We start from the raw sequence: 21,544 nt of genomic DNA, 5'->3' as shown, positions 1-21,544 counted from the left end.
GCGGACCCTGTCCGGTATCGGTCCTAGCGTCGGTGCCGCGGCCGGAGCGGTCGCGTCGACCGACCACGAGGAGCCCGTCATGAAGTTCGTCTCGGCCCGCATCATCACCGCCGATGTGCCGCGGCTGGTGGCCTTCTACGAGCGGGTCACCGGCACAGCGGCCGTGTGGGGCAACGAGTTGTTCGCCGAGCTGCCCACGGTGGGAGGCACCCTCGCCATCGGCAGCGACCGCACCGTGGCGCTGTTCGGCGAGGGCAGCGCGGAGCCGGCCGCCAACCGCACCGTGATCGTCGAGTTCCTCGTCGACGACGTCGACGCCGACTTCGCCCGGTTGCGCGACCTCCTGGGCGACGAGCCGCTAGAGGTCGTCACCCCGCCCACCGACATGCCCTGGGGCAACCGCGCATTGCTGTTCCGCGATCCCGACGGCAACCTGGTCAACCTGTTCACGCCGGTCACGGCCACGGCGCGCGCCAAGTTCGGTGTCCGACCGTGACCGGTCACAGGTCGAGATCGAGCCACACCCGGTCGCGCAGGACGATCCCGTCGATCACGATCTCCTCCGGGTAGCCGGTGGCGGGCACGAACGCCTCGCGGTCGACTGCTCGCATCCGGAACCCGACGCGCTGGTAGAAGCGCAGGTTCCCGATGTCGGCCGCCGCGGTGGCGACGATCATCCGGCGCGCGCCCCTGGTGCCGGCCAGCGCGACGGCGGCCCGCACGAGCCGACGGCCGATCCCGTTGCCCTGCAACGACTCGTCGACGGCCATGTTCTTCAGCTCGACCTCGTCGGGACGCCCGGTCGCGACGAGCTGCAGGTGCCCGGCGAGCTTCTCGCCGATCCGGGCGACGAGCACGTCGCCGTCGTCGAGATAGGCGTCGAGCTGCGTCGCCGAGTCCTCGGCGAGCTCGAAGAGCGGGCGCAGCTGCTCACGTGGCCCCGGGTGCAGCGCGATGGTGACGTCGTGGCCACGGTCGCTCCTCGCTGCGGCCGGCGAGGCGTGGCCGCGCGGCCGTCCGACGAGCGTCGCGCGCGTGTAGAGAAGGTCGAAGCCGCGCCGCTGCGCGTTCTGCTGGGACGTCGAGCCCGGCTGGGTGACGATCACCGCGACGTCGCAGCCGGCCGCGCGGGCGTCGACGAGACGGGCGATGAGCAGCGCCGTCTGGATGCCGTGCCGACGGTGCGCCACCGCGGTGGCGGCACCGGCGAACTGGGCGATGCCGCCGGTGACCCGGAACTCGGCGCCGCCGGCGAGTACGCCGTCGCGGTATGCGGAGTAGCGGACGAGCCCGGCGGCCGCGGAGTCCCGCTCGGCGTCCTCCAGGGCCTGCCGGGGGAACTCGTCGTGCCAGGGCAGACCCTCGGCGTCCTGGTGGAGCGACGCCTCGGCGACGACGTCGATCCACGCGTCGAGCTCCGCCTCGGGGCTGATCCGGACCTCCACGCCCCGCGGGGCGGGTATGTCCGAGTCGGTGGCGTGGTCGCCGTCGAGGGCGCGGCCGAGCACGTTCTCGTAACCCTCGAGCCGGTAGCCGCGGGCGGTGAGCACCGTGGGCAGCTCGGGGTCGCCGAGGTGGGAGAGCTCGATCTGGACGGGCGCGTCGTGCGCGGCGTAGGCGTCCTCGAGTTCGTCGAGCTCGGCCTCCGTGGGGACCCCGCCGAACCCGAGCCCGACGACCTTCGTGTACGGCGAGCCGGCACCCGCGAACGTCGCCGCACCGCCGGCGAGCGGCAGGACGAAACCGGGTGTGCCGGTGCGGGCCAGGGCGGCTCGGCTCGTCGCCACGATGAGCTCGGTCTCGGCGGCTTCGATGCGCGCCGCCAGCGCCGTGTCGCAGAAGAGAGGGGACCGGTCCGTCATCGCTCGTGTCCAGGGTGTGGGTTCGACGCTGTACCGCCGTCCGACGCTACGGACGGCAGACCCGAACCGCACCCGAGTTCCGGCCGCCGTTCGCGGCCCGTAAGAGCTCGGGCGGCGATCACCTTTGCGCGCCGCCCGGAGGACGCTCGGGGACCGACCGACCGACCGACCGACCCGGACGCCGGGGCTCGGGCGCGTCCGCCTGCCGTGTGAGAGGGGCGATCAGCGGTCGGCGGAGCGCCGAGCCGCCGGTTCCTCACCGGCCCACGCCGCCCGCAGCAGGCCGAGCACCGCGGGCCGGTCGATCGGTCGGGGATTCGGGTAGGGCGTGGCGACGACGAGATCGGCCGCCTCGTCGAGATCGGCCTCCCGCATCCCGAGCCCGCGCAGCGAGCGGGGTGCCCCGGAGTCCACCACCAGCGCGAACACACCGGTGGCCGCGTCGGGGACGCCGACGGCCGCCGCGACCGCGTCCATCGCCGCCGCGGCGGCCGGCGCGTTGTAGGCGATGACGTGCGGGAGCACGACCGTGTGCGTGGCGGCGTGGGGCAGCCCGAACGAACCGCCCAGCACATGGCAGAGCTTGTGGTGCAGCCCCATCCCGACCGCCCCGAGGCAGGTCCCGGCCAGCCAGGCCCCGCGCAGCAGGTCGGCGCGGACGCCCAGGTCCGCCGGCGCGCCCGGCACCCGCCGGATGCCCCGCCCGAGGTGCGTGATCGCGTCCGTCGCCCAGCCGTCGACGACCGGGTTGGCCTGCGGCGAGTACAGCGCCTCGACAGCGTGGGCGAGGGCGTTGACCCCGCTCGTGACCGCCATCGGCACCGGGAGGCGTCGGGAGAGCTCCACGTCGTAGATGACCGTCTCGGGAAGGACGGCGAGGTCGGAGCGGGTCTGTTTGCGTCCGTCGACGGTCTCGCCGAGGACCGGGGTCACCTCGGACCCGGCGTATGTGGTCGGCAGGATGATCTGATCGACCCCGGTACGCACGGCCAGTGCCTTGGCCAGACCCGTCGTCGACCCGCCGCCGACCGCGACGACGACGTCGGCCCGGGTCTCCTCGAGGATCGCCATCGCCTTCTCGGTGACATCGACGGGGGTGTGCATGGCGGCGCCGTCAAAGCGGCCCACGCAGAGCGGTCCGAGCTCCGCGGCCACCCGGTCGCCGAGCTCGGCGATCTCCCCGCTCGCCAGGAGCAGGACCCGGGACCGGCCGAGCCGGCCGACCTCGCCGGCGACGCGGGCGGCCGTACCGACGCCGAACAGGACCCGGTAGGGCAGCGCGGTGAACTCGAAGGAGGGGACGGCCGCCGCGCCGCTCGCGGTCACCGGGCCGCCCGTGCCCGGGCGTCGGCGAGGATCGTCCCGCCCACGTTGACCTCCGTCGCGGGGACCTCGACGATCCACACCCGGAACGCGGCCTCCGGTGTGCCCGTGACCTTCGACGCCACCCGCGAGACGCTGGTCAGCAGCTCCCGCTTGCACGCCTCGTCGTGCCCCTCGCCGATCGTGATCTGGATGAACGGCATCAGGCCACCGGCTTCGTCAGGCCGCCGTCGACACGCAGGACCTGCCCGGTGATGTAGGAGGCGCGGTCCGACACCAGGAACCCGACGGCCGCCGCGATCTCCTCCGGACGTGCCCAGCGCCCGAGCGCGATGCCCAGCGCCGCCACCATCGCGGCGCGGACCTCGTCCGGCGACCGGCCCTGCTGCTCGGCCATCGCGTCGTGACGGGCCAGCCAGCCTTCGGTCGCCGTCATGCCGGGGGATACCGCGTTGACCCGGACCTGGCGCGGGGCGGCCTCGGCGGCGAGGAAGCCGGTCAGCGCGACGACGGCCGCATTGGTCATGCCGGTGACCGCCGCACCCGGGATCGGGGTGTGCGCGGTCGCTCCGGCGACGTTGACGATCGCGCCGGTTCCGCCGTCCTCGATCACGGGCAGCGCGGCCTTGGCGACGCGCGCGAAGCCGCGGAGCTTCACGTCGAGCGCCGAGCCGAGGACCTGGTCCTCGACGTCGACGATCGGCGTCGACGCCAGCTGCGGCCCGGCACAGTTGACGACGATGTCGAGCCGCCCCCGCCACCGGTGCGCGGCCTGGACGGCCTCGACGACGGACTGCTCGTCGGTGACGTCACCCGCGACCGCGAGCGACGCGCCGGGGACGCGCGTGGCCGCCTCCTTGACCGATGCGTCGTCGCGGGCCAGGAGGACGACGCCGGCGCCCTGTTCGCCCAGTGCCCGGGCCACGGCGAGGCCGATGCCGCGGCTCGCGCCGGTGACGAGCGCGGTTCGTCCGGTCAGGTCAGCGCCGGCACTCATGTGTTCTCCGATCACTTGGCGGTCCGTGCCGCGTTCCGTGCGGCCACTCCATCCGCCGCGGACGGCCGGGGCAACGCCGACTAACAGGCGGGGTCACGGCGCGGGGGCGACCGCCCAGGTGGGCTTCGCCGCTGTTCACGACCGGCCCGCGAGGATGCGGAACGTGCTGCACCAGCCCACCGTCGAGGTCACCGACGACGCGTCGGTCCGTCGCCGACCGCGCGCCGTCGCCATCGGCGTGTTCGACGGTGTCCACATCGGACATGCGCAGGTGATCGCGGGATGCGACACCGTGCTGACCTTCGACCCGCATCCGTTGCAGGTCCTGCGGCCCGACGACGTGCCCGCCCTGCTCACGACGGTGCCGACGAAGGTCGCGAGGCTCGCGGCGCTCGGAGTCCGCGAGGTCGTCGTCCTGCGGTTCGACGCCCGGTGGGCAGCAGTGGCGGCGCCGTCGTTCGTCGACGATCTTCTCGTCGGGAGGCTCGGTGCCCACACCGTGTCGGTCGGTGCGAACTTCCGCTTCGGTGCCGGCGGCGAGGGGAGCGGGCACGTCCTGCGACGGGACGGTCGATTCCGGACGCGCGTCACGCCGCTGGTGAGATCGGCGGCGGGCGTGGTCTCGTCCAGCCGGATCCGGGCGTCGCTGTCGTCGGGCGACATCGGCGCGGTGACCCGGTTGCTCGGGCGACCGCATGCGCTCACCGGCCGGGGCGCCCCCGGTCGCTCGGTGGTCGTCGACACCGGGCTCGCGGTACCGCCGGCAGGCCGCTACCGGGTACTGGTGAACGACGTCCCGACGCACGCGGTGGTCGACGACCGCGGCCGGATCACCGTCGACGAGCAGCTGCGCGGGCGCGTCGAGCTGGTGCTCCGCTGCCGGGTGGACCGTTAACCAGGGCGAAATCGAGGGTTGCACCGGCCCGTGCCCACCGCCGAAGCTGTGGACCGGCTCCGCGCTGAGGCGGCGCCACCACAGGGGGTGCGGGTCCGGTGGCAGTCGAGGAGCCCGTCGCACCGGTCCCACGCCGGGCGATCATCCGTCGCAAGATCACCCCGCCCGTGCTGGCCGGGAATCTCGTCGACCGCCCCCGGCTGTCCCGCAGGATCGCGGGTCTGGTCGCCCGCGGTGGCACGCTCACCGTCTACGCCGCGGCCGGATCGGGCAAGACGACCGCGGTGGCGGCCGCGCTGCAGACCCAGGACCGGCCGACCGCGTGGTTGTCGCTCGACGGCAGCGAGGCCGCCGCGGGCCGTCTGCTGCTCTATCTCGAAGCCGCCGTCGAGACGCACGCGTCCGACGCCCGAGGGGTGGCCACCGACGCGCTCGCGGCCCGCATCCCGGTGGGCGAGGCGGCCGGACTGCTCGCCGAGAGCCTGCACGGGTCCCGGCTCGTGCTCGTGTGCGACAACGCCGAGCGGGTGGCGGGCAGCGACGAGGCGCTCGCCGTGCTCTCCGCGCTCGCCCGGTACGCGCCGGCGGACGTGACCATCGTGCTGATCTCGCGAACCCTTCTCCCGCTGGATCTCGGCTCCACCAGCGAGCTGGCGCGAGTGTCGTCGCTGACCGGTGCCGCCCTCGCCTTCGACCTCGACGAGGTGATCGCGGCGCTGGAGGCGACCGGACGCGAACCGGACTCCGCCGCGGACACCCTCCGGCTCACCGGCGGGTGGGTCGCGGGCGTGCTGTTCAGCGAGGGCACGGCTGCCGGCGCCGCGCCCGACCACATGCGCAACTACCTCACGGCACACGTCCTCGCCGAGCTCCCCGAGCTCGAGCGGCGGTTCCTCGTCCGGACCAGCCTGCTCGACGAGGTGACCGTCGATGCCGCGCACGCGCTCGGGCTCACCGACGCCGCGCAGGCACTCGCGCGGTTGCGCGACCGGCACCTGCCCGTCACCTGGACCGCCGACCGCGCGATGATCGTGAGCCCGCAGCTGCGCGACCACCTCCGCGAGATGCTCTCGCACGAGGACGCCGCCGAGCTCCACGAGCTTCGGCTGCGCCACGCCCGGCTCCTCCTGCACCGCGGTGAGCGGGAGGAAGGTGTGCACGCACTGCTCCAGATCGGCGCCGTCGACGACGCCTGGGCCGAGGCCGCGGAGCTGCTCCCGGGCCTGGTCGAGCGGATGGACTTCCGGCCGGCAGCACGCTGGCTGGACCTGCTCGGCGCATCCAGCCGCTCGCCGACCCCGGCGATCGGCGCGATCGTCCTGCGCGTGGCGTTCGCGCTCGAACAACCCGGCCGGGCCGTCGAGCTGCTCGACCGCCACGGCTGGGGATGGGTGAGCGCGGCGGCCGCGAGCGACCAGCCGGCCAAGGACGAGGCGCTGGTCCTGCTGACGTGGTGTCTCTGGCACGCGGGTCGGCTCGACGACGCGGTCCGCGTCGGCCGGTGCCTGCCGCCGGGCAGGGCCCGTGACGTCGCCGACACGGTGCTCTCCCTGAGCCTCGACCGGCCGCCGCCGCCCTTTCCGGCGTTCGCCACCACGCCGTCGGGCCCGCTGGACAGCCTGCTGATGCGGCTCGCGTACATCCGGGGCCGGCTCGACGGTCTCGACTCGCCGGGGGTCCACGGGCCGTGGCGGAGCGTGCTCGGCGCGCCCTGGGTGATCGCCGGGCTGCGCGCGACGGGGCGGATCCAACAGGCCATGACGCTCTACGAGGCACACCGTCAGCAGCCGCAGCCGCTGTGGCTGCACGCGCTCGACGCCGCGGAGCTGATGCTCGACCTGGGACGCGGTGCCGACGCGTGGGACGCGCTGCAGCGCGGCCGGGAACAGGCCGCCGCCACGGGCTCCGAGATCTACGCGACCCTGGTCCTGCTGATGGAGGCCAAGCTGTGCCTGCGTCTGCACGGGGACCACGAGGCGGCCGTCCGGGCCCTCGACGAGGCCGAGGCCCGGGGCGCCGAGCGGCACGGGTTCACCCGGGAGCTCGCCCGGCTGTGGCGCGGACTCGCGCTCCTGCTCCAGGAGCGGTACGCGGCGGCAGCCGATCTCCTCACCTGGGCCCTGGAGAGCATGCAGCGCAGCGACCGGTTGCTCGACGTCCCGACCGCCGCCTGCTACCTCGCCGAGGCGCGCTGGCACCTGGGCCAGGAGGACGCGTCGGACGCGGCCGCAGAGCTCGCGATCGCCGTGGCCGAGGAGCGCGGGTCGATGCACCTGCTGCTCACGGCACTGGCCGACGTGCCCGCCGTCGCCGTCCGAGGCGCCGACACCCAGCCGAGCCGCACGTCGCGCTGGCACGACCTCACCGCACGGCTCACCGGAGGACGGCAGCTCACCGTCACCGGACGCGCCCCCCGGCTGGTACTCGACGAGTTCGGTGATCCGGAGCTGCGGCTCGACGGGGCGGCCGTCGTCCCGCGCCTGCGCAAGAGCGTCGAGCTGCTGGCCTACCTGCTGGCCGGCGACGACCGGGTCGCCGGCCGGAAGGAGCTCCTCGACGCGTTGTTCGAGTCCCGCAACGAAGCGGCCGGTCGCAGCTACCTCCGCCAGGCGCTCTACCGGCTGCGTGAGGTCCTCCCCGACGAGGTCGTGCCGGTTCTCGACGGCGACCGCTTCCGGCTCGCCGGACCCGAGCTCGTGACCAGCGCCGCCGCGGAGACGGTCGCGAGCCTCGCCCAGGCCGACCACCAGGACGGCGAGACCCGCCTCGCGACCCTGGCGCAGGCGATCGAGCGCGCCGAGCGCGGCCCGTACCTCGACGGCTTCCCCGGGGCGTGGGCCGAGACACGACGCGCCGAGATCGGCGCGCGCATCCGGGGCGCGCGGCTCGACCTGGCGCGGGTGGCGTTCCGGCTGGGCCGCTACCGCGAGGCGGTGGCCAACACCGACGCCGTGCTGCGCGTCGATCCCTACAGCGAGCAGGCGTGGATGCTGCGGATCTCGGTGGCGCAGGCCGGCGGCCAGGACGACCAGGTGCTGTCGCTCTACCGCCGCTACGTCGTGGCGATGCGCGAGCTGTCGGTGCCGCCGTCGGCGGAGATCCGCCGGCTGGTCACCCGGCTGCGGGCCTGACGTCGCGAGCCGGATTTCCCGAGCACTAACGACGCGGATGGCACCGTCGTGGGACGACGTTCGAGCTCCCACGGAGGTAGCGATGACCCTTCCTGCAACCACGGTGGACCCGCGGCCGTCGGCGCCCCACTTCCGGCAGGCGATCTCCCACTTCAGCACCGGGGTCGCGGTCGTCACCACCCGGACGTCGAAGGGGCCCGCCGGGATGACGGCCAGCGCCGTCGCGTCGTTGTCCCTGGATCCGGTGCAGCTCCTCGTGTGCATCGGGACCACCCTCCCGACCCGGAGCGCGATCGAGGAGTCGGGCCGCTTCGCGGTGAACGTCCTCGGTGAGGGCCAGGAGCATCTCGCGCGGCGCTTCGCGACACGTCGCGACGACAAGTTCGCCGGCGTCGCACTGCGCACCGACGACGACGTCCCGGTCCTCGCCGACGCGATCGCGCACTTCGTGTGCTCGGTGGGGTCGGCACTGCCCGGCGGTGACCACACGATCGTCATCGGTGACGTGCTGACCTGTGAGTTCCGGGCGGGGACGAGCCCGCTGGTCTACTTCGCGAGCACGTTCGGCGGTCTGTGCGACCCGCAGGGCCACGCGCGCGAGGCCTTCCACTGGCAGCTCGCGTCGGCGATGTAGGCGCGGCCGGGAGACCCCTGACGTGAGCGGCAGCCACCGGACGGCCGTCGTCCGCACCCGCCTGCGCCCGCCGGTCGCGCCACGCCATGCGCTGCACCGCGCCGGGCTGCTGGCCGTCCTCGACGCGGGCGAACAGGTCACGCTCGTGGCGGCGCCACGCGGGTCGGGCAAGACGGTGCTGCTCGCGCAGTGGGCGGCAGGCCGGGACCGCACCGCGTGGATCACCTTCAGCCGCCACGACGACTCCGCGCCCGCGGTGTGGCGCGCGCTGCTCGAGGCCCTGCGACCGTTCTGCGGCCTCGACGGGTCGGACCCGTTGCCGGCCGGGACCAGGTCGGTCGTCTTCGGTGAGGTCCTGCCCGACGTCGTGAACGCGCTGCACGCCGCGCGCGGCCTGACCCTCGTCCTGGACGGGCTCGACGTCGTCGACGACCCGCTGACCAGGCAGTCGCTGTACGAGTTCGTGGAGCGGCTCCCACCGCACGTCCGCGTCGTCCTCGCCACCGCGCGCCCGCCGGGCGGGCCCGTCGCGATGGTGCGCGCGGCGGGTCGGCTCACCGAGATCACCGAGGACGACCTCCGCCTCGACCCGCCCGACACCGCGGAGCTGCTGTCGGCCGTCGCGGGCTTCCCGATCGCGCCCTCGGTGGTGGACGACGTGCGGACCCGGTTCGACGGCTGGGCCACCGGAGTCCGGCTCGCCGGCGTCGCGCTGCGCGGCGTCGGCGGGTGCGGACCGCTGCCGGCGTCCCTGACGGAGGTGGAGGAGTACTTCTCCGCCGAGCTCCTGGAGCGTGTCACGTCCGCGCAGCGCCGGCTGCTGCTCCACTGCGGCGTGCTGGACGAGGTGACCCCGGACGGTGCCGAGGCACTGACCGGTTCACCCGGAGCCGGCGAGGAGCTCCGCGCGCTGGCGGCCTCGACCCTGTTCCTCCGGCGCACACCGCGCGGCTTCCGGATCCATCCCGCCCTCCGGCCCGTGCTGCACGACGTGCTCGTCCGCGAGGAGCCCGGCATGCTCCCGGTGCTCGCCGAGCGCGCGCACCGGGCGGCCGTCCGGGACGATGCCGGACCGGTACTGGTAGCCGGCGAACCGCTGTCGCCGCGGGAGCTGGCCGTGCTGCGCGCCCTCGCCGGTCCGCTCACCCTGCGCGAGATCGCCGCCGAGATGCACCTGTCCCACAACACGGTCAAGACACACGTGCGGTCGGTGTTCCGCAAGCTCCGCGTGCACGAACGTCGTGCGGCGGTCGTCGCCGGGCGGGAGCGGGGCGAGCCGGCCCGTCGTGGGCTCCCGGGCGGGCGGGAGCCCACGGCCGGGGGTCAGCTCGCGACGGCGCGAGCGTCCTGGCGTCGCGCGTAGGCGGCCTGCTCCGAGTACGCGGTGTCCCCGGTCGGCTCGGGCGGGGCGATCCCGCAGACCTTCCGGGCGAGGTCGGTCAGCGGTCCGGACGGCGCCATCTCCGCTCGATGCATCGTCAGCATGCGCACCGCCAGCAGCGGCGTGCCGTTGAAGTTCTCGAAGACGCCGATCCGGTCGCCCCAGTCGGAGAGGAACATGTCGCGGATGACCCGGCTGATCCGCAACCGGTCATGGGGGCGTCCCACCGGTCCGGTCTGCAGGGGCTCGAGCCACTTGCGCAGCTCCGGCCGTTCCCACTGCTTCTCCGTCGGGAAGATCAACGCGGAGCGGCCCGCGAGGGCGACGACCTCGTTCACCATCCGCGGCACGTGCTCGAGGTAGTGCGCCCGTCCGAAGTCGAACAGCAGCACGTCGGGCTTGTACAGCCCGCCCGGCGTGGTGAACCCCTCCTCCTCGCAGGCGATCACGTGCGCCCGCATCGTCTGATGGAACCCGACGAGCTGCGCGAGCCTCGTCTGCACCGGTGGCAGCTGGTAGGTCCCGATGTGCTCGGTGATCAGCATCGCCAGTCCGACCATCAGCTCGGCGCGGACGGCCTGCCGGATCAGTGCCTGGTAGTGCAGCCAGTCGAAGACCCGCTGCGGGTACAGCGCGGCGTGCGAGGGGTTGCCGACGTGGAACACGCGCTCCCACGGGATGAACACGTCGTCGAACAGCATCACGGCGTCGAGCTCGTCGCCGCGGGACGCGAGCGGATGCTCGTCGGTCCGGCCCTCCTTCACCGTGCTCTCGCGGCACACCAGGGTCACACCGCGTTCGTTGACCGGCACGGCCGCGTACACGATCTGCTCGCTCACGATCCCGGGGCGGAAGAACACCCCGATGTGGATGTAGTCGGCGAACGGCGTGCCGGTGCCGATCGCCTTCACACCCCGCACGACGATCCCGTCGTCGCGGGTCTCGACGACCCGCAGCGCCGGGGACTCGGCCTGCGCGGACTCGCGCGAGCGGTCGGTCTGCGGGTCGACGAACGCCGGGGCCGCGTTCAGGTCGCCGTCGCGGATGTGCTGCCAGAACGCGGTGATCCCGGCCGTCAGGTCCCGCCCGCCCGTGCCGACGGACTGCTCGCTCCACGGCGACGGGTCGTCCATGTAGGTCAGGAACACGTAGTTGTTGACATCAGGGGTCCGTGGCGCCGCGCCGGCGTCGAGCTCGCGGATCACCGTCTCGAGGTAGCGGCGCTTGCGGCGCAGCTCCTCCTTGTCGCGGTGCCGGAACCACATCATCGAGCGGCGTTCGCCGTCGTCGTCGACGAAGGTCATGACGTCGCGCAGGTCGGCGCGATGATGCAGGTCGTAGAACTCGGCGATGCGCCGGGCGTAGTCCCGGGTCTTCGGGTGCGTCGCGACGTTGTCGACCAGCTCGTCGCCGACCCAGACGACGCGGCCGTCGTCGAGCGCCTCGAGATACTGCTTGCCTGTCCGCAGCACGACCAATCCCTTCGCTTCCGCGGCGCCGCCCCGATGGGGCACCGACCTGCGGAGGGTCCCGCCCGCCGGGGTGACCCCGGCGTGCTCACCCCGGGTGACATCGCGGGTTCCGTCGATTTCCCTCCGGGTCACAGCCGGTCCCTACGCTCGTCGGCATGCTCGACACGGACGAGAAGACGATCACCGAGGCAGTGCTGCGGGCCGGGACCCACGGGTCCGACCAGCGGTTCAGGACCGTGCTCGACGCAGTGGTCCGGCACCTGCACGAGTTGGTGCGCGAGGTCTCGTTGACCGAGTCCGAGTGGGCCGCGGCGATCGGCTTCCTCACCAGGACAGGACAGCTCTGCACGCCGGAGCGGCAGGAGTTCATCCTGCTCTCCGACGTCCTGGGCGTCACCATGCTGGTCGACGCCGTGGCCCATCGGCGCAGCCGGACCGCGACGGAGAACAGCGTCCTCGGTCCCTTCTACCGGTCGAACCGTCCCTCGTTCGACGACGGCGCCGACATCTCCGCCGGACTTCCCGGAACACCGCTGTCGGTGCACCTGACGGTCGTCGACACCGACGGCGTGCCCGTCCCGGGTGCTGCCGTCGACGTGTGGCACGCCGACGGGGACGGACACTACGACTCCGACATCCCGGGCATCGAGAGCGCCGCGATGCGCGGCCTGTTCCACACCTCGGCGGAGGGGCGGGCGTCGTTCTCGACGATCAGCCCGGCGCCGTATCCCATCCCGGACGACGGGCCGGTGGGCGCGCTGATGCGTGCCAGCGGGCGGTCGGTGATGCGGCCCGGACACCTCCACGTCCGGATCGGGGCTCCCGGATTCGCACCGCTGACGACCATGCTCTTCCGCGAGGACGACCCGTACCTCGACAGCGACCCCGTGTTCGGGGTGAAGGCCTCGCTCCTGACCCGTTACGAGTCGCACGGTGACGGCGAGACCCTGCGCCACACGTTCGTGCTCGACCGCGAGTGACCGCCCGCTCTCACGAGGAGAGAGCGGACATCTCCGTCCTGCGATGTCGCCGACGGCGTCACGGCCCTCTGGTGGCTCGTGGGGGAAGGACGATCAGAACGTCCGCGCCGACCGGCGCCACGGGTCGTCGACCCGACGGACACCGCGGGCTCCCCACGCGTCGCGACGGTCCGGGTCACAGGCGCGCCCGGCGTCCAGGCCGGTCACCTGCCCGCACACCGAGGCGACGGGCACGGCCGGAGCCGACGGGTCCTCGGTGAGGAGCAGGGTCCGTCGACCCCGTTCCTCGGCGAGCACCGCCGTGAGCTCCGCTCGGGCAGCGGCGTCGAGGTAGCGGCCGGGTTCGTCGAGGACCACCAGTTCGGCGCGCGAGGCGAGAGCGGCGATCAGCTCGATCTTCTGTCGGTTCTCCGCCGAGTCCAGGTGTCCGGCGCGATCGGTGGCCGCGTCGAACCGCTCGATCAGTTCCGTGCGTCGCGTTCTGTCGCTGCCGCGCAGGAACGACATCGTGTCGAGGAGTTCGGCACCTGTCAGGTGGGACCAGCGGTAGACCTGCTGCGGCACATAGGCCACCCGCCGTTGCAGCTCGACGGCGTGCCGCCGGGGGTCCGTGGCGAGCACCCGCGCCGAGCCGCGGTCCGGGCGGAGCCGCCCCGCGAGGATCTGCAGCGCGGTCGTCTTGCCCGACCCCGCGGGTCCGACGAGTCCGTGCGCCTCGCCGCGCCGGACCCGGATGGTGAGGTGGTCGAGCGCGGTGACGGGCCCGAACCGCTTGACCACGTCGCGGAGGTTGACGACGAGGTCCAGACCGTCGTCGAGAACGGGCATCGTCGGGCGGGGGGCACTGCTCATGACCACCGACGGTATGCGGCGGCCGTGCCGGACTCATGGGCCGAAGGTCCATCGAATGTAGGGAAGGAAGGCACGCCCACCTGCCCAGGTCGACGAAGGCGGGTGACCTTCGGCCCTGGGCGGGACCGCGGGCCGGTCGGACCCTCGTGCGAGGAGGAGCCGATGTCCATGACCGAGCCGGTCGCGCCCGCGGACGCGGTCGTCCTCGCGGTGCAGACGGGCTCGCAGGTGCCACTGCAGATGGGTGTCGTGCTGGAGCTCGAGGGCCGGCCGGACGCCCGGCAGCTGGCCGACCTCCTCGTGTTGCGGGCGCGCGCCCAGCCGCGGCTGTGCCGGGCGGTGCTCCGGCAGCCGTTGCGGCGGTTGCGCTGGCGGCACGTCGGTGATCTCGGCGACCGGGTGTCGGTCGTCGACGCGGGGCCCGGCGAGAGCCTCCTCGACCGGGCCACCCGCGCGGTGCTGGCGCCGCTGCCCGCGGACCGTCCCATGTGGCGGGCCCTCGTCGTGCGGGGCCGGCCGTGCGCGGTGGTCCTGGTGCTCAACCACGCCGTCGCCGACGGTCTGACCGGCATGGACGTCCTCGGAGGGCTCCTCGACCGGCCGTCGGCGGCGACCGACGTGTCCGGGCCGCCGGCGCCGCGTGGGCCGCGGGCGCCGGTCACCGGCGGGCCGCGGGCGACGGCCACGCGCGGGCCGCGGGCACTGCTGGCCGCGCTGCGGGCGAGCGGAGGATTACATCCGCATCGGGCCGAGCCGTGCTCGCTGGTGGCGCCGACCGGGCCGCGGCGGCGCAGTGTCGTCGTCGACGTGGAACTCGCCACCGTGCGCGCCGCCGCCCACACGGCGGGCGGGAGCGTCAACGACGCTCTGCTCGCCGTGGTCGCCGGTGCGCTCGAGGAGCTGCTGGCCGGACGCGGCGAGCGGATCGCGACGCTGTCGGTCGGTGTGCCGATGGCGACCCGGGCCACGGGCGGGGACGCCGGGAACGCCAACGCCCCGCTGCTCGTGGACATCCCGTGCGGCCTCGCGCCGGCCGAGCGGATCAGGGCCGTCGCGGCTGCGGTCGCGGTCCGGCGGGCATCGGCCCCGCCGGCCGCGCCGCTCACGCTGCTGCGGCCGGTCATGCCGCTGGTCGCGCGGCTGGGCCTCTTCCGCCACTACCTGCGACGGCAGCGGCGGTTGCACACGATCGTGAGCCTGGTCCGGGGCCCGGCCGGACCGCTCACGCTCGGCGGGGTCCCGGTGACCCGGATGGTCCCGCTCGCACTGGGCGACCAGGGATCGATCACGGTCACCGTCGTCGCGCTGGCCGCCACGGGACGGCTCGTCGTGACGATCCACGCCGACCCCGTCCGGGTGCCGGAACTCGACCGGGTGGCCGCAGGGGTCCGCGCCGGGTTCCTCGCGCTCACGGGGGACTCGGTGAACCGCGCCCGCACCTAGCGACGGCCGGGCGGCCCCGCTGCCGACCCGGAGGCGTCATGAGCCCGACCGGACGCGCTGCCGGGCGGTGGCCCCGCGCGGCGTGGCCGGGTCCGGCACGCCGATGACGGGGCACCGGACCGTGGCGACCAGCTCGCCCGCGAGGACCGCCGCGCCCGCGCCGTGCACCGAGCAGCCGACGACCAGCAGCTCGGCGTCGATGCCGAGGGCGATCAGCAGCGGTACCGGGTCGCCGCGGACGGTCAGCAACCGGAACCGCCGATCGGCGTCGTCGGCACCCCGCCGCGCGACGGCCTGGCGGAGGTCGCGGCATGCGTGCGTCAGATCGCGCTGCCATCTCGCCAGGACGTCCGGCAGGGCATCGCCGGGATCGGCGTCCGGACCGCCCCGCACCCGGACCGCCACGAGCTCCGCGTCGCGCGCGAGCGCCTCGTGGACGGCCAGGTCGAGGACGGACGGCGCGGTCCGGGGGGCCACCGCGACGATCACGCGGCCGAGCGGGGGCACTGTGGGCGGGACCGTCGCGACCGGGCAGACCGCGGCACCGACGACCCGCGGACCCACCGCCGCGGAGACGACCATGAGCTCGGCCCCGGCGCTGACGCGCCTCAGGTCGGCTCCGAGCGGGTCGGCCACCCGGCGGGACGCCACCGGGGCGCCGGGGGCCGAGGCGCGCAGCAGCTGCGTCACGCGGGTCCTGGCGACGTCGTTCCCGGTCCCCACCACCTGCAGCGGCGCGCGCAGGCGCTCCGCCTCCGCCGCGGCCCACCTGGCCGGGACCAGGTCGTCGGCGGCGAGGACGACCGGACGGCCGCTCACGGCCGGGCCCGTCCAGGCCGGGTCTGCCGAGCAGGCCGGGCGCAACGGCCGCACGACCGGCGGCCGCGCCGACGTCGCGCCACGTCCTCGTGCCGGACGACGCGGCGCCGCCGATCGGCGCGGGCAGGCGGCGTCGGCAGGACCGGCGCGGTGCTGGTCATCGCGTCAGCGTGCGCGCCGGGACCACCCCGTCGACAGAGGCCGGTGGCCCGGTACGGCCCCGCCGAACGGCCGTGTCCGCCGAACCGATCGGCCCTGGTCGCACCTGCGCCGCACGTCGAGCCTGGTCGGGAGACAACGGGTGCGGGACGAGACGGAGAAGGCGGGCGGACGTGGACGACGTGCAGACGGACGCCGTGACGGGAGTCGTCCTCACGGCGGCGGACGTGATGAGTTCGCCGGTGGTGACGGTGCGCGCGGACACCCCGATCGCCCCTGCGGCAGCGCTCCTGGCCTCCCACGGGTTCACGGCGGCGCCGGTCCTCGGTCGCGACGGGAACGTGGTCGGGATGGTGACCGAGGCGGACCTCGTGCGCGGCCGGTTCTCGTCGGATGCCGCGGAGGCGACGACCGCGGTGCTCGTCGACGACGTCATGACGCCCCCGCCCGCGGCCCTGTGTCCCGACGACGACCTCGCCGACGTCGCGGCGGCGATGGTGGCGTCGGACGTGCGGTCCGTCCCGATCATGGACGGCGCCGAACTCGTGGGTGTCGTGACGTGGCGCGACCTGCTCAGGGTGGTGGCCCGGCACGAGCGGACCCCCGAACAGGTGCGTCGACGCCGCGGTCTGCGGGCCTGACCGTGCTCACCGCGTCCCGGCCGCGCGCGGGCCGAAGGCCCTGCCGGCGACGGTTCCCCCGACGGGAGGAAACCGGTGCGGCCGGCCGTGTCGGGCGGGCGCGATCGCGCGACACTGCCCACGACGACCGGGCGAGAGCGAGGTGAGGTGGGCGGCCGGGCGGTGCTCGCCTCTCCCTGCCGGGCGGTCATGGGTTCGTCGGTCCGACGACGGGAGGGCGATCCGGATGAGGGTGCAGGACGTCATGCGTCGCGCGGGGACCGTGGAGGCGGGCATGCCGATCCCGACCGCCTCGGCCGTCCTCGCCGCGCGCGGCGACGAGGTCGCGCCGGTGGCGGACTCGTCCGGCCGGCTGGTCGGCGTGGTCACCCGCGGCGATCTGGCCGGCCCGGTGCTGCCGAACGGCTGGCAGCTCGAGCTCGATCCGGAGGCGGTCGTCGCGGCGGTGATGACGCACAGGCCCGTCGTGGTGCGGCCCGGTGACGACCTCGGCGCCGTGGTCTCGCTGATGCGCACCCGTGCGCTGCCGGCGGTCGCCGTCGGCGACGGGGCCCGGGTGGTCGGTGTGCTGTTGCTGGCGGATGCCGCGCGGGCCGTCGATCCGGTCGGGCGGTAGCACCGTCGGTCGGATCCCGGGAGGTCGCGACGGTCCCACCGGCCGGCCGGTCCCGGGCCTTCCGGCCCACCATCCGGGAGAAGGGAGCCTCTGCCGGATCGCCACGGCGCGCTGGATCCTCGAGCGCATGTCGAACTCTCACCAGCCGGTCCACATCAGCGGTCGTCTCGACCCGGGACTCTCGCGGTGGACGTGGCTCGTCAAATGGTTCCTGCTGATACCGCACCTGATCGTGTTGGCGGTGTTGTGGATCGCGTTGGTGGTGCTCTCGATCGTCGCGCTCGTGGCCGTCGTCGTGTCCGGCCGCTATCCGAGCGCGCTGTTCGGGTTCAACGCAGGGGTCCTGCGCTGGTCCTGGCGGGTGGCCTTCTACGGCTACGCGCTCGGCGGGACCGACCGGTACCCGCCGTTCACCCTGTCCGACGTGCCCGACTATCCGGCGCGCCTGGACATCGAGCGGCCCGAGCGGCTGTCCAGACCGAAGGCGCTGGTCAAGTGGTGGCTGCTGGCGATCCCGCACTATCTGGTGGTCGTCCTGCTCGTCGGCGCGGGCCGCTGGGAGGCGCCCGGGACGAACGTGACGACGGGCGTCTTCGGCCTCGGCCTGATCGGGGTGCTCGTCCTGATCGCGCTGGTGGCGCTGCTGTTCACCGGCCGGTACCCGGCGGGCATCTTCGACGCGGTCATGGGGATGAACCGATGGGTGCTTCGGGTGGCGGCCTATGCGTTGCTGATGACCGACGTGTACCCACCCTTCCGGCTCGACCAGGGTGGCGACGACCCTCCGGCGGTCGACGACGACCGCACGGGACGGCGGGTCGCGGCCGGCCCCGAGCGGCGCTCCGGCGGGCCGCTCACGCCGGCGGCCTCGTCCGCGCCGGGCGGGGCGACGATCGTCATGGATCCGCCCGTCGACGTCGTCGAGGTTCCCGACGACGTGCCGCCCGGCGCGCGCAGGCCGGTGTCCACGACGCCGGCCCCGCCGCCCTCGACCGCCCGGGCGCTGCTCCTCGTGCTCGGCTCCGTCGTCACGGCACTCGGCGTCCTCCTGGGGGGACTGGGGACCGCGGGCCTGGTCACCGACCGGGTCGCGCGCGACGGCGGAGGCTTCCTCGCCACCGGCGTCGGCACGGCGACGACAGCCGGCGTCGCACTGCGGACCGACCCGCTGCAGATCGACGCGGACCGGCCCGACACGCCGGCCCGGGTCTTCGGCGAGGTCGCGTTGCGGGCGACGTCGAACCGGGGAGGTGACGTGTTCGTCGGGATCGGTCCGACGGCCGACGTGTCGCGCTACCTCGCCGGGGCGGCGCAGGGTGTGTGGCGGACCGGCGCGTTCGACGGACGCGGGTTCGCGGCCGGGGTTGACCAGGTCGCGGGTAGCGCGTCGGTCGCACCGCCGGGCGAACAGCCGTTCTGGGTCGCGCGGGCGTCCGGGCCCGGGACGACGACGATGTCCTGGGCACCCGTGCCGGGTGACTGGACCGCGGTGGTGATGAACGCCGACGGCACGGCGCCCGTCTCGGCCGGCGTCCAGCTCGCGGCACGGGTACCGGTGCTGGGCCTGGCCTCGATGGCCGCCTTCTGGACGGGAGTGGGGCTGCTCGTGGTCGGCATCGCGGTCATCGTCGGCGCGGCGACCACCGGCCGGCGGAGGACCGTGGAGGTGGCCCGATGATGTGGGGCGGCTGGGGTGTCTCGCCTGCGGCGTGGGTCGTCGAGCTCGTCCTGCTCCTGCTGGCTGCCGGCGGTGGCGCCGCCGGGGCCGTGCTGCTCCTCGGCCGTCGGACCGGGACGTGGCCGGACGGCCCGGAGGGCGACCGCCCCCGCCGCATCCTCGACGAGCGGCTGGCCGCGGGGGAGATCGACGTCGAGGAGTACGAGCGGCTGCGCACCGCGCTGCGGAGCGGATCGCGACCCGCTCCCTGAACCGGTCGACGGGCCCGGGACACGTCCGGGGCGCCGTGTCACCAGGACACGGCGCCCCGGCGTCGTCAGGGCCGCAGCAGGTGCCGGACCGGTTCGGGTGCGTCGGGGCGCGGCGGCCGGTCAGCCCTCGTCGCCGAGTACGCGCCCGATGCGGATGCCGGCGAAGTCGACGGCGACGTCGCCGCGGTTGCGGTCGACCGAGCCGATGTGGACGCCGGCGAAGTCACGCACCTGGCCGTCCTCACCGGCGGTGCCGAGCCGGACGCCGCTGTCGTCGACGACGAACGCACCGGTCACGACGGCGTAGGCAGACGTGGACATGGCGGCTCTCCTTCGGGTCGGCCCGGTCGTCCGGGCGGTGCCGCACACGGTCCGCCGGTTCCGGATGGTCCGACCAGGGCCGGAGGGTGGCGGCGGCCGGGACCTCGGACTCTGCGCCGCCGCCCGCGGACCGACGGTGGTCCTCCCGGACGAGGCCGATCGACCCTGCCCGCGCCCCCGTCGGACGCCCGACGATCTCCCTGTCGGCGCGACGTCGGACGAACCGCGACCCGGGAGGGCACTCATGGTGAGGACGACCGAGCGACCGGCGCCCGACCGCCCGGTACGGCGCGGCGTGCGGACGGTGGCGTCGGGGGACCGGAACCGGCTCCGGGCAGCCGCGCCGAAGGGTCCCCGACTCGTCCGGGCCGGGCCCGGGGACCGGATCGGCGACGGCGCGCGCCGGACGGGCGGGGCGATCGTGCGGCGCACATCCGGTCCCGACGGCCTCGCCGGTGCGGTGGACCGGCGCGACCGCGACGCGGGCCCGGGTCGCGGCGGGTGACGCGGGACCCGCATCGCCGCCGGTGGCCGGCAGGGCCGGACGTACCCGATCTTCCCTGCCGACAGTCCCACCGAGCACCGGGCCGTCGCGGCCCGGTCGACGGACGTTCGTCCCCTCACGACGGGGGGCACCCGATCGGAGACTCCTCGACATGCACGCACAGCAGATGACGGTGGACGAGCGGTCGCTCGGAGCCTTCCCGTTCGCGGCGCCGACCGCCGACATGCTGATGGAGGCGGTCGCCCACGCCGCCCACGGCTCGGCACAGGCGACGGGCCCGACCCCGTGGTACATCGACGCGGTTCCCGACGGCGTCGCGATGCGGATGATCGTGCGCCGGTGGACCGAGGCGTCCTCGCCCGACGCGGTTCTCGCGAGGATCGCGGCCGGGACGGCGCTGCGCGCCGCGCGCCTGGCCGTCGTCGGCTTCGGCCGCCGTCCGGTCACGGCCCACGGTCCCGAGCCCGGCGTGGTCGCGGTGCTGCGGGCCGGCGGACGTCGCGAACCGTGCCCCGAGGAGACGGCCATGCTCGACGGGCAGCGCCGGTCGGGTGTGCCACGGCGACCGGATCCGGTCGTCCCCGAGGTGGGACTCCTGCCGTGGCTGCGGCGTGCCGCCGAGCGCGAAGGTGCCTGGGCCCGCAGCACCGGGCCGATGCCACACGTCGATGTGGGTCCCGCATGGCCCGACGGACGGGCCGTTCCGGAGCACCCGTCCGGGCTGCTCCTCGGCACCGACGGGCTGGCGCTGCACGCGGACGTCCGTCTCGGGCAGGCGATCGAGGCGGTCCGGCTCACGGCCGCCGCACTGGGCTGGTGGACGCGGATCGCGGCGGCGCCCGCCGACCGGGACAGGCTCCGCGAGGCGTTGCGCGGCTCGGCCCGCGCGGTCCTGGGCGCCCACCGCCGCGGGGCCACCATGGCCGTACTGCAGCTGAGCCCCGCACTCGCCTTCGTCGCCGCCTGATGGCCCTGCAGGGCAGGGACCGGGGGTCTCGGGCCCACGGCGGCCGTGATCGGTCGGCGGTCTGCCGGGAACGTGTCGACCGGCCGTCCGATCGAGGACCTTCGGCCCTCCAGTGGTTTCGGGGCGGGTGGGGAAGCTGGCCGGGTGAGCATGCCGACGCGTGGCGACATCGCCGCCGAACCGCGGCCGGGCGCGGCCGTGCTCGACGCGGCACGATGCCGGGCGCTGCTGGAGTCGAACAGCGTCGGGAGGATCGTGTTCACCCGCGGTGCGCTGCCGGAGTGTCGTCCCGTCGCCTATGCGTGGGACCGCGGCCTGATCGTCTTCTCCGTCGACGACGCCGCCGTGGCACGCGCGATTGCCGGCAACGCCGTCGCGGCCTTCGAGGTCGACGGCGTCGCCCCGCTCGGTCCGTCGTCGTGGACGGTCCTGGCGGTGGGGGAGACCTGCCGGGTCGAGTCGGACGTCGACGCGGCGCGGATGCGGCGGCGGCTGACCGGGTCGTGGGCGGCGGGGCCGGCGGCGGACGTACTCGCCCTTCGACCGCGGCGGCTGAGCCCTGATCCACCGACGTGGTGGGGTGGTCGCTGATCTGGTGGCGTGCTCGGGATCGCGGG

At 74.6% G+C, this 21,544-nt stretch carries 21 protein-coding genes; 13 read left to right on the top strand and 8 right to left on the bottom strand.

Annotated elements, in window-relative coordinates; all coding sequences use genetic code 11:
• The first annotated feature begins 79 nt into the window (after window positions 1–79).
• On the top strand, window positions 80–496 hold the full coding sequence (locus PSD17_RS00375; protein WP_339120860.1) for a VOC family protein: 417 nt from the start codon (window positions 80–82) through the stop codon (window positions 494–496).
• Window positions 497–500: 4 nt separating this feature from the next.
• On the opposite strand, the gene PSD17_RS00370 is transcribed toward PSD17_RS00375, so the two are convergent.
• From PSD17_RS00370 to PSD17_RS00355, 4 genes are all read right to left on the bottom strand, one after another.
• On the bottom strand, window positions 501–1,862 hold the full coding sequence (locus PSD17_RS00370; protein WP_339120859.1) for a GNAT family N-acetyltransferase: 1,362 nt from the start codon (window positions 1,860–1,862) through the stop codon (window positions 501–503).
• A 222-nt stretch (window positions 1,863–2,084) separates the two neighbouring features.
• Window positions 2,085–3,188, bottom strand: a complete 1,104-nt coding sequence (locus PSD17_RS00365; RefSeq protein ID WP_339120858.1) for a maleylacetate reductase — start codon at window positions 3,186–3,188, stop codon at window positions 2,085–2,087.
• Complete coding sequence (locus PSD17_RS00360) at window positions 3,185–3,388, bottom strand: tautomerase family protein (protein ID WP_339120856.1); 204 nt, start codon at window positions 3,386–3,388, stop codon at window positions 3,185–3,187. The genes PSD17_RS00365 and PSD17_RS00360 overlap by 4 nt, the downstream gene beginning before the upstream one ends.
• Entirely contained in the window at window positions 3,388–4,182 is a 795-nt protein-coding gene (locus PSD17_RS00355) for an SDR family NAD(P)-dependent oxidoreductase (RefSeq protein ID WP_339120855.1), read from the bottom strand. The genes PSD17_RS00360 and PSD17_RS00355 overlap by 1 nt, the downstream gene beginning before the upstream one ends.
• Before the next feature lie 163 nt (window positions 4,183–4,345).
• On the opposite strand from PSD17_RS00355, the gene PSD17_RS00350 reads away from it, so the two are divergent.
• The 4 genes from PSD17_RS00350 (at window position 4,346) to PSD17_RS00335 (ending at window position 10,205) form a co-directional block, all read left to right on the top strand.
• The gene (locus PSD17_RS00350; protein ID WP_013674416.1) at window positions 4,346–5,077 is read left to right on the top strand and encodes an FAD synthetase family protein; all 732 of its coding nucleotides are present in this window, start codon (window positions 4,346–4,348) and stop codon (window positions 5,075–5,077) included.
• A 98-nt stretch (window positions 5,078–5,175) separates the two neighbouring features.
• A complete protein-coding gene (locus tag PSD17_RS00345) occupies window positions 5,176–8,208 on the top strand; it encodes a BTAD domain-containing putative transcriptional regulator (RefSeq protein ID WP_339120852.1) in 3,033 nt (1,010 codons plus the stop codon).
• 82 nt (window positions 8,209–8,290) lie between these two features.
• Complete coding sequence (locus PSD17_RS00340) at window positions 8,291–8,842, top strand: flavin reductase family protein (protein ID WP_103380773.1); 552 nt, start codon at window positions 8,291–8,293, stop codon at window positions 8,840–8,842.
• A gap of 22 nt (window positions 8,843–8,864) precedes the next feature.
• Complete coding sequence (locus PSD17_RS00335) at window positions 8,865–10,205, top strand: helix-turn-helix transcriptional regulator (RefSeq protein ID WP_013674419.1); 1,341 nt, start codon at window positions 8,865–8,867, stop codon at window positions 10,203–10,205.
• On the opposite strand, the gene PSD17_RS00330 is transcribed toward PSD17_RS00335, so the two are convergent.
• Window positions 10,166–11,695, bottom strand: coding sequence for a 4-hydroxyphenylacetate 3-hydroxylase family protein (locus PSD17_RS00330; RefSeq protein ID WP_339120851.1), 1,530 nt, complete (start codon window positions 11,693–11,695; stop codon window positions 10,166–10,168). The two genes, PSD17_RS00335 and PSD17_RS00330, sit on opposite strands and share 40 nt — an antisense overlap.
• Window positions 11,696–11,850: 155 nt before the next feature.
• On the opposite strand from PSD17_RS00330, the gene PSD17_RS00325 reads away from it, so the two are divergent.
• On the top strand, window positions 11,851–12,675 hold the full coding sequence (locus tag PSD17_RS00325; protein WP_339120849.1) for a dioxygenase family protein: 825 nt from the start codon (window positions 11,851–11,853) through the stop codon (window positions 12,673–12,675).
• A 93-nt stretch (window positions 12,676–12,768) separates the two neighbouring features.
• On the opposite strand, the gene PSD17_RS00320 is transcribed toward PSD17_RS00325, so the two are convergent.
• Window positions 12,769–13,527, bottom strand: coding sequence for an ATP-binding cassette domain-containing protein (locus PSD17_RS00320; protein WP_103380770.1), 759 nt, complete (start codon window positions 13,525–13,527; stop codon window positions 12,769–12,771).
• A gap of 162 nt (window positions 13,528–13,689) precedes the next feature.
• Between PSD17_RS00320 and PSD17_RS00315 the strand changes: the two genes are divergently transcribed.
• A complete protein-coding gene (locus PSD17_RS00315; RefSeq protein ID WP_339120845.1) occupies window positions 13,690–14,970 on the top strand; it encodes a wax ester/triacylglycerol synthase domain-containing protein in 1,281 nt (426 codons plus the stop codon).
• 36 nt (window positions 14,971–15,006) lie between these two features.
• Here PSD17_RS00315 and PSD17_RS00310 read toward each other — a convergent pair whose 3' ends face one another.
• Window positions 15,007–15,789: a universal stress protein gene (locus tag PSD17_RS00310; protein ID WP_339120844.1), complete on the bottom strand. Its 783-nt coding sequence runs from the start codon at window positions 15,787–15,789 to the stop codon at window positions 15,007–15,009.
• 332 nt (window positions 15,790–16,121) lie between these two features.
• Between PSD17_RS00310 and PSD17_RS00305 the strand changes: the two genes are divergently transcribed.
• The 4 genes from PSD17_RS00305 (at window position 16,122) to PSD17_RS00290 (ending at window position 19,134) form a co-directional block, all read left to right on the top strand.
• Entirely contained in the window at window positions 16,122–16,589 is a 468-nt protein-coding gene (locus PSD17_RS00305) for a CBS domain-containing protein (protein ID WP_013674425.1), read from the top strand.
• A 226-nt stretch (window positions 16,590–16,815) separates the two neighbouring features.
• Window positions 16,816–17,205 (top strand): CBS domain-containing protein, encoded by a 390-nt coding sequence (locus tag PSD17_RS00300; RefSeq protein WP_339120842.1) that lies wholly within the window; start codon window positions 16,816–16,818, stop codon window positions 17,203–17,205.
• A gap of 127 nt (window positions 17,206–17,332) precedes the next feature.
• A complete protein-coding gene (locus PSD17_RS00295) occupies window positions 17,333–18,883 on the top strand; it encodes a DUF4389 domain-containing protein (protein ID WP_013674426.1) in 1,551 nt (516 codons plus the stop codon).
• Window positions 18,880–19,134 carry an SHOCT domain-containing protein gene (locus PSD17_RS00290; RefSeq protein WP_013674427.1) on the top strand — a complete coding sequence of 85 codons (255 nt, stop codon included), beginning with the start codon at window positions 18,880–18,882 and terminating at the stop codon, window positions 19,132–19,134. The genes PSD17_RS00295 and PSD17_RS00290 overlap by 4 nt, the downstream gene beginning before the upstream one ends.
• A 120-nt stretch (window positions 19,135–19,254) precedes the next feature.
• On the opposite strand, the gene PSD17_RS00285 is transcribed toward PSD17_RS00290, so the two are convergent.
• Window positions 19,255–19,455 carry a hypothetical protein gene (locus tag PSD17_RS00285; RefSeq protein WP_013674428.1) on the bottom strand — a complete coding sequence of 67 codons (201 nt, stop codon included), beginning with the start codon at window positions 19,453–19,455 and terminating at the stop codon, window positions 19,255–19,257.
• A 656-nt stretch (window positions 19,456–20,111) separates the two neighbouring features.
• On the opposite strand from PSD17_RS00285, the gene PSD17_RS00280 reads away from it, so the two are divergent.
• Together PSD17_RS00280 and PSD17_RS00275 are read left to right on the top strand one after the other, a co-directional pair.
• Window positions 20,112–20,927, top strand: coding sequence for a hypothetical protein (locus PSD17_RS00280; RefSeq protein WP_339120836.1), 816 nt, complete (start codon window positions 20,112–20,114; stop codon window positions 20,925–20,927).
• A 150-nt stretch (window positions 20,928–21,077) separates the two neighbouring features.
• Window positions 21,078–21,518, top strand: coding sequence for a pyridoxamine 5'-phosphate oxidase family protein (locus tag PSD17_RS00275; protein ID WP_339120946.1), 441 nt, complete (start codon window positions 21,078–21,080; stop codon window positions 21,516–21,518).
• Window positions 21,519–21,544 lie beyond the last annotated feature (26 nt).

This window comes from Pseudonocardia sp. D17 (genome assembly GCF_036984265.1).
GTDB classification, from domain to species: domain Bacteria; phylum Actinomycetota; class Actinomycetes; order Mycobacteriales; family Pseudonocardiaceae; genus Pseudonocardia; species Pseudonocardia benzenivorans.
The sequence above is the reverse complement of the archived record's forward strand: the minus strand, read 5'-3'. Positions and strand labels throughout refer to the sequence as shown.